Source organism: Cyanobium sp. HWJ4-Hawea, assembly GCF_024345815.1.
GTDB lineage: Bacteria > Cyanobacteriota > Cyanobacteriia > PCC-6307 > Cyanobiaceae > Cyanobium_A.
In genome coordinates, this window is sequence record NZ_JAGQBV010000082.1 from 1 (window position 1) to 6,727 (window position 6,727).

A 6,727-nucleotide genomic window follows, 5' to 3' on the forward strand; every position below is an offset into this window, starting at 1 on the left:
AGCGGGCCATCGCCTATTCCCTTGGCATTGCTGGTCAACAGACACCATCTCTTGCTGCCCCCGGGCCGGTCCACCTCAACCTGGCCTTTGCCGAGCCCCTCCATGCCAGTGGCGGGGTGTTGTTGGCGGAGGCCTTTGGCGTCTTGACTGCCCCTGGCCTAGCCAGTGCTGCAGGCCCTGCGGCAACAACCGGGACCCTTCCTGCGCAAGGCATTTCCCCGCCCATTCCCCCTGGCCTGGCGGGCCTGGATCCCGATCGCCCCGGGGTGGTGGTGGCTGGCCCCTGGCGCGGCATGCCCGGCCAATGGCAGGGTTTTGAAGTTGGCCTGCGCCGTTGGCACAAGCGCACGGGCTGGCCCCTGTTGGCTGATTTTCTCAGTGGCCTTAGGGGCCTGCCGGGTCTGGGCCAGATCAATGGCTACGACCTTTTGCTCGAAGCCGCTGGAGCCCCCCTTGAAACCTGCCAGGTGCTCAGGTTGGGCCCCTTGCCCGCCAGTCGCCGTCTGCAGCGCTGGTTGGAGCAGATCCAGGGCCCCCAGGTTTTGGTTAGCCAGGGCGATCCACGGAACCTCAATCCCCTTGGCGGTGATTGTGTGCAAACTTCGATGGGATTGGAGGCCTGGCTGGATCAGCTGCCGGAAGCCCTCTGGAGCCAGCCCGCCTCTGAAACTTGCACCGCCCAGGCAGCCCTTTGGCAGCAGCGGGAGCAGCGGCTTCAGCTGCTGCTAGGCCAAGCCCTCTCTGGCAGCGGCCTCAATGAACCGGCCCTTGCCCGCCAGTTGAGCCAGTTGTTGCCGGCGGGGGTTCCCTTGGTTTTGGCGAACAGCAGCCCGGTGAGGGATTGGGAGAGCTTTTCGGATCCAGCGGCCCCAGCCCGCCAAGTTTTCGCTTTTCGCGGCGCCTCAGGCATTGATGGCACCCTTTCCCTGGCCTGTGGAGTGGCCGATGCCCTCGGCAGCGCCGTACTGGTTACTGGCGACCTGGCCCTCCTGCACGACAGCCATGGCTGGCTCTGGCGCCAGCAATTGGCAGGCCGACTAACGGTGGTGCTGCTCAATAACAACGGCGGCGGCATTTTTGAGCAGCTGCCCATTCGGCCTGAACCGGGCCAGGCCATGGATTTTGAACGGCTATTTGCCATGCCCCAGCAGGTGGAGCCCCTGGCCCTAGCTGCCGCCTATGGGGTGCCGGGTCGCTGCTGCCGGCAAGCCATAAACCTGCCGGCCGATTTGGAGTGGGCCCTAGACCAACCGCTAGCCCTACTTGAGCTGGGCACCGATCGCCGCAGCGACGCCCTGCTGCGCCAGCAATTGCGCAAAATGTGCCAGACAACCTGATCGACCGGCATGGCCGCCCATCCCTCCGTGACCTGGCAGGCGGCCTGTATCGATGGGCCGATCCATTACGAGGACATACTTTTTGACCTTAGTGGTGATGGCATTGCCCGCATCACGATCAACCGGCCCCACAAGCGCAACGCCTTTCGCCCCCGCACGGTGCAGGAGCTCTGCGATGCCTTTTCACGGGTGCGCGATAACCCTGCGGTGGGGGTGGTGCTGTTGACCGGAGCCGGACCCGCCGCCGATGGCGGTTGGGCTTTCTGCTCCGGCGGCGACCAGAGCGTGCGCGGTGATGGCGGTTACATCGGTGAGGACGGGCTACCCCGCCTAAATGTTTTGGACCTGCAGCGCCTGATTCGTAGCCTGCCCAAGGTTGTTATTGCCCTGGTCGCCGGCTACGCCATCGGTGGCGGCCAGGTGCTTCATCTCCTGTGCGATTTGAGCCTGGCTGCTGAAAACGCTGTTTTTGGCCAAACCGGCCCCCGGGTGGGCAGCTTTGACGGGGGCTTTGGCGCCAGTTACCTGGCCCGGGTGGTGGGCCAGCGCAAGGCAAGGGAGATTTGGTTCCTATGCCGTCAATATGGCGCTGCCCAGGCTCTGGATATGGGCCTGGTTAATGCGGTTGTGCCCCTACAAGAGCTAGAGGTGGAGGGGGTTCGCTGGGCCCGGGAGGTTTTGCAGCACAGCCCCACGGCGATCCGTTGCCTGAAGGCTGCCTTTAATGCCGAAACCGATGGCATGGCCGGTCTGCAGGAGCTTGCAGGCCAGGCCACCCATCTCTTCTACCGAACCGCAGAGGGCCAGGAAGGGCGCAATGCCTTTTTAGAAAAAAGGAACCCGGACTTTTCTGAAAACGACTGGCTTCCCTGAGGTGCCAGGTTGCTTTTGGCAGCGCCCGTAGAGTTGGTTCCGAATCTTGAGCCACGCTGATGCGCGTCTTGTTTGCGGCCGCCGAATGCGCGCCGATGATCAAGGTGGGAGGCATGGGGGATGTGGTGGGTTCCCTGCCGCCGGCCCTCAAGGCCCTTGGCCACGACGTGAGAATCATTCTGCCGGGATACGGCAAGTTGTGGGCCCTTCTGAAGGTGCCCCAGGAGCCGGTATGGCGCGGCCACACCATGGGAAACGACTTTGCCGTCTACGAGACCAGCCATCCCACCAATGGCTTGCCGATCTACTTGGTGGGCCATCCCGTCTTTGATCCAGAGAGGATCTATGGCGGTGAAGATGAGGATTGGCGCTTTACCTTCTTTGCCAGCGCAACGGCCGAGTTCTGTTGGCACCACTGGAAACCGCAGGTTCTGCATTGCCACGATTGGCACACGGGGATGTTGCCCGTCTGGATGCACCAGGACCCAGAAATAAGCACAGTTTTCACTATCCACAACCTCAAATACCAGGGCCCTTGGCGCTGGAAGTTGGATCGAATTACCTGGTGTCCCTGGTACATGCAGGGGGATCACACCATGGCGACGGCCCTGCTCTATGCCGATCGAGTTAATGCGGTGTCTCCCACCTATTCGATGGAGATTCGCACTCCCGAATACGGAGAGCACCTCGATGGCCTGCTCAATTTTGTCAGTGGCAAGTTGCGGGGCATTCTCAATGGCATCGACACGGTCGATTGGAATCCGGAAACGGATCCGGCCCTGCCAGCCGCCTTTAGCGCCAAGAACCTCGCCCCCAGGGCCAAAAGCAAACGGGCCCTGCAGGAGCGTTTTGGCCTCACGGTCAACCCCCGCACCTACCTGATGGGCCTGGTCAGCCGTTTGGTGGACCAGAAGGGTGTGGACCTGGTACTGCAGGTGGCTGATCGAGTGCTGGCCTACACCGACAGTCAGTTTGTGGTGCTGGGCACCGGCGACCGTTCCCTCGAGTCCGCCCTTTGGCAGATGGCGGCCCGCTATCCCGGTCGCTTTGCCGTTTTCCTCACCTACGACGATGCCCTGTCGCGGTTGATCTATGCGGGCAGTGATGCCTTTTTGATGCCGAGTCGTTTTGAGCCCTGTGGCATTAGCCAGATGCTGGCCATGCGCTACGGCTCCATCCCCGTGGTGCGGATGGTGGGTGGTTTGGTGGATACGGTGCCGCCCAACGATCCCCTAGAGGCAACGGGCACCGGTTACGGCTTCGACCGCTACGAGCCGATCGATTTCTACACAGCAATCGTGCGCTCCTGGGAGGCCTATCGCAACCAGGACAGTTGGCAGGAGCTGCAACGGCGAGCCATGGGAGTTGATTTCAGCTGGGCCCGTTCCGCCCTTGCCTACGACGAGATGTATCGCGATGTCTGTGGGGTTAAGGAGCCAACCCCCGAGGCCTCCGCTGTGGAGCGCTTTTCCCAGGGCCAGGATGCCGATCCGAGCCGCAGGGGGCTTGCTTCCCTGCTTAAGCGCCGCTAAGCCCAGTAGGTGATCCCGCCTAACTCCTCCCAGGTCGGCGGCCCGCCCCTGCCGGTGCCCTATGAAAACCCCTGGGGCCGGCTGGCGGGGGATCTCGTCGCGGTCTTCGCCAGTTTGCGCCTCCAGTTGCGGGCCCTCTGGCGGCGTAACCGGGAAGGCGACCTCCCCTCCCCAAGCTTTTGGCCCCGGGATTTGGCCCCGCTCTTTTGGCCTGGCCTATTGCTGGGCCTTTTGGCCTTAGGACTGGTTCTGGTGCTGGCGTTGGCCGGTGGTTTGCCCCGGGCCGCTTCTTCTGCTACTGGCCCCCAGCCTGTGCCGGAAGCCCAGCCTGTGCCGGAAGCCCAGCCAGTGCAGGAAATTCAACCCGAGCCAGAACTTCAGTCCAAGCCAAATCCCCAACCCACGGCAGCGCCCCAGCCTTCAGCCCTGGCACCAGAGGCCCCTGAACCGCTGCTCACCCTTTTTGCAGAGCAGGATCCCAAGGGCATGATCGTTTTGGCTACGGCCGAGGGGGATGGTTCGGTATTGAGCTTGGGCGTGGCAGCAGCCTTCACCACGGCCACTGCCAGGCAGCAGGGGGACCTGGCCCGGCAGTGGCTCGAGCGGGCCCAGCAACTGGGCTTTGACCGACTTGAGATTGTGGATTTACAGGGCAGAACCATTGGTCGGCAGGCCCTTGTTGGTTCCGGCATGATCCTGCTTTCACCCCAGCATCTCTCCTGATGGAGCTTCGCCTTAGCCAACTGGTGAACCTCTGGGGTGAGCCTGCCACTGGCGCAATCGCAGCTGATGCTGTTGTCTCTGAGATCACTACCGATAGCCGTCAGGTGGTTGCTGGTGGCCTGTTTGTACCCTTGGTGGGGGAGCGTTTCGACGGCCATCGCTTCCTGGCCGAGGCCCTGGCCGCCGGTGCCCATGGCCTGGCCCAACTTGATCGCTTCGAACCCGCCGAAGTCGAAGCACTGCATGTCCAGGCCCAGCAAGCGGGCTGTTGTCTTTGGTGGGTAGGCGACAGCCTGGCCGCCTATCAGCAGTTGGCGGCACTTTGGCGGCATCTACTAGCTCTGCCCGTGGTGGCGGTTACGGGTTCAGCCGGCAAAACCAGCACCCGCGAGTTGATTCGTGCTGCCCTAGCTCCCCTTGGCCCGATCGGGGCGAGCAGTGGCAATGAAAACAACGACATCGGCGTGCCCCTAACACTGTTAAACACCAGCCCCGAGCAACGGGCAGTGGTGGTTGAGATGGGCATGCGTGGCCCCGGGGAGATCGGGCGCCTAAGCCGCTGCGCCAGTCCTTCGGTGGCGGTAATTACCAACATCGGCACGGCCCACATTGGTCGCTTGGGCAGCCGCGAGGCAATTGCCCAGGCCAAGTGTGAAATCACCACTGCCCTTGATCCCGATGGGCTTGTCGTTATTCCTGCCGGTGATCCCCTTTTGGATCGAGCCCTGGCAGCGGTCTGGAGCGGCCGGGTGCTGCGGGTGGCCATTGCTGGGGAGGGCTTTGAGGCGCAAGCCGATTGGCTTGGTTGCCTGGATACCGATGCAGGCACCATGGCGATTCAAGGGGTGGTTTTGCCATTGCCCCTGGAGGGCAGGCACCATGCCCGAAATCTCCTATTGGCCCTTGCCGTAGCCCAGGAGTTGGGCCTGGAGCCTGGCCAATGGCAGCCCATCAGCGTGGATTTGCCTGGGGGCAGGAGCCACCGACTTGAAATCGGAGGGGTGCAGGTTCTTGATGAGACCTACAACGCCTCGCCGGAGGCGGTTTTTGCTTCCTTGGAATTGCTCCAATCCCAGGGAGGGCGCCGTTTCGCCGTGCTGGGAACGATGCTTGAGCTAGGTGAATTGAGCCTGTCGTTGCACCGAGAAGTGGCTGAACGGGCGCTTTGCTTGGGCCTCGATGGCCTCGTGATTGTGGATGTGGGCGTAGAGGGCCGGGTAATGCTGGAGGCGGCGAAGGGCTTGCCATTGCTGGCCCAAGTTGGCTCTCCGTGCGAGGCGGCCCCACAAATCGCCCATTGGCTGCAGCCCGGAGATCACCTGCTGCTTAAGGCCAGTAGGGGAGTTGCCCTTGAGCAATTAATTCCCTTGCTGCGGGATTTGCTGGAAACCCCGCCTACCCCCTAGGCGCCATGATGGGAATGGATCGGCATTTCACGATGTTGATGTCTTAGGGCAGGGGCCCCGGGTGGTGGTTCACCTGGGGTCTTTCCGTTTAAAGGGGCAGGGTCACCCTGGTGATGAAGGATTCACCAAGGTTGAAGAGCCGATCACGCTTGCTTGGCTCCATCCGATCGAGCAGCGACACCATCATTGAGAGCCTGGGATTTGATCGAAAAAAGGATCGATGCCGATCGATGAAGCGCCAGTAGAGGCCATCCCAGATCTCACACCAGGGCCCGCGCTTTGCCCCTCCCATTTTGAGTATGTAGTTGGAGCCGCAGATATAGGGCTTGGTGGCAAATATGCCGCCATCACTCATTAGCCCCATTCCATAGACGTTTGGCCCCATCACCCAGCCGTAGGAATCCAGGTAGCGCTCCATGAACCATCCGTAGACAGCCCGTGGCTGGATTTCACATAGCAGCATTAGGTTGCTGATCACCATTAGGCGCTCGATGTGGTGGTTGTAGGCCAGGCGATTAACCTTTTCTATGGCGGCATCCAAAGGCGGTAGGCCCGTAGTGCCATCGTTCCAGCATGGGCCCAGTTGGCGATGGTGATTCCAAAAGTTTGTCTCGCGTTGGCGTTCGCCAAACTCCAGGTCTATGCCCCGTATAAATTCCCGCCATCCAATAATTTGCCTGAGGAAGCCCTCCAATGAAGCAATTGGAATGGCCTCAGCTTTGGCATGCTCCAGGGTTGCTTCAATTACATCTTCAGGATCTAAAAGGCCGCAATTGAGCAGGGGGGATAGTAATGAGTGCTGGAGGGTGTCGTGCTGGAGGCTGAGGGAGTCTTCATAGGGGCCAAAATCCCTAAA

Annotated in this window: 6 protein-coding genes; 5 read left to right on the plus strand and 1 reads right to left on the minus strand. The window is 61.5% G+C overall.

Annotated elements, in window-relative coordinates:
* The 5 genes from KBY58_RS12530 to murF form a co-directional block, all read left to right on the plus strand.
* Nucleotides 1–1,337, plus strand: a 1,337-nt coding sequence (locus KBY58_RS12530; protein ID WP_255004651.1) for a thiamine pyrophosphate-dependent enzyme, incomplete at its 5' end; no start/stop codon positions are given.
* Between the two features lie 9 nt (nucleotides 1,338–1,346).
* Nucleotides 1,347–2,210 (plus strand): 1,4-dihydroxy-2-naphthoyl-CoA synthase, encoded by an 864-nt coding sequence (gene menB, locus KBY58_RS12535; protein WP_255004653.1) that lies wholly within the window; start codon nucleotides 1,347–1,349, stop codon nucleotides 2,208–2,210.
* A 59-nt stretch (nucleotides 2,211–2,269) separates the two neighbouring features.
* A complete protein-coding gene (gene glgA / locus KBY58_RS12540; protein WP_254933395.1) occupies nucleotides 2,270–3,742 on the plus strand; it encodes a glycogen synthase GlgA in 1,473 nt (490 codons plus the stop codon).
* Between the two features lie 9 nt (nucleotides 3,743–3,751).
* Complete coding sequence (locus KBY58_RS12545; protein ID WP_255004655.1) at nucleotides 3,752–4,465, plus strand: hypothetical protein; 714 nt, start codon at nucleotides 3,752–3,754, stop codon at nucleotides 4,463–4,465.
* Nucleotides 4,465–5,871, plus strand: coding sequence for a UDP-N-acetylmuramoyl-tripeptide--D-alanyl-D-alanine ligase (gene murF, locus KBY58_RS12550; protein WP_255004657.1), 1,407 nt, complete (start codon nucleotides 4,465–4,467; stop codon nucleotides 5,869–5,871). Before KBY58_RS12545 ends, murF begins: the two co-directional genes overlap by 1 nt.
* An 88-nt stretch (nucleotides 5,872–5,959) precedes the next feature.
* On the opposite strand, the gene KBY58_RS12555 is transcribed toward murF, so the two are convergent.
* On the minus strand, nucleotides 5,960–6,727 hold a 768-nt coding region (locus KBY58_RS12555; RefSeq protein WP_315858065.1), incomplete at its 5' end, for an FAD-binding domain-containing protein.

Bases quoted from the DNA above. Each gene is read 5' to 3' on its own strand.
- menB (WP_255004653.1), top strand. From the start codon at position 1,347: ATGGCCGCCCATCCCTCCGTGACCTGGCAGGCGGCCTGTATCGATGGG.
- glgA (WP_254933395.1), top strand. From the start codon at position 2,270: ATGCGCGTCTTGTTTGCGGCCGCCGAATGCGCGCCGATGATCAAGGTG.
- murF (WP_255004657.1), top strand. From the start codon at position 4,465: ATGGAGCTTCGCCTTAGCCAACTGGTGAACCTCTGGGGTGAGCCTGCC.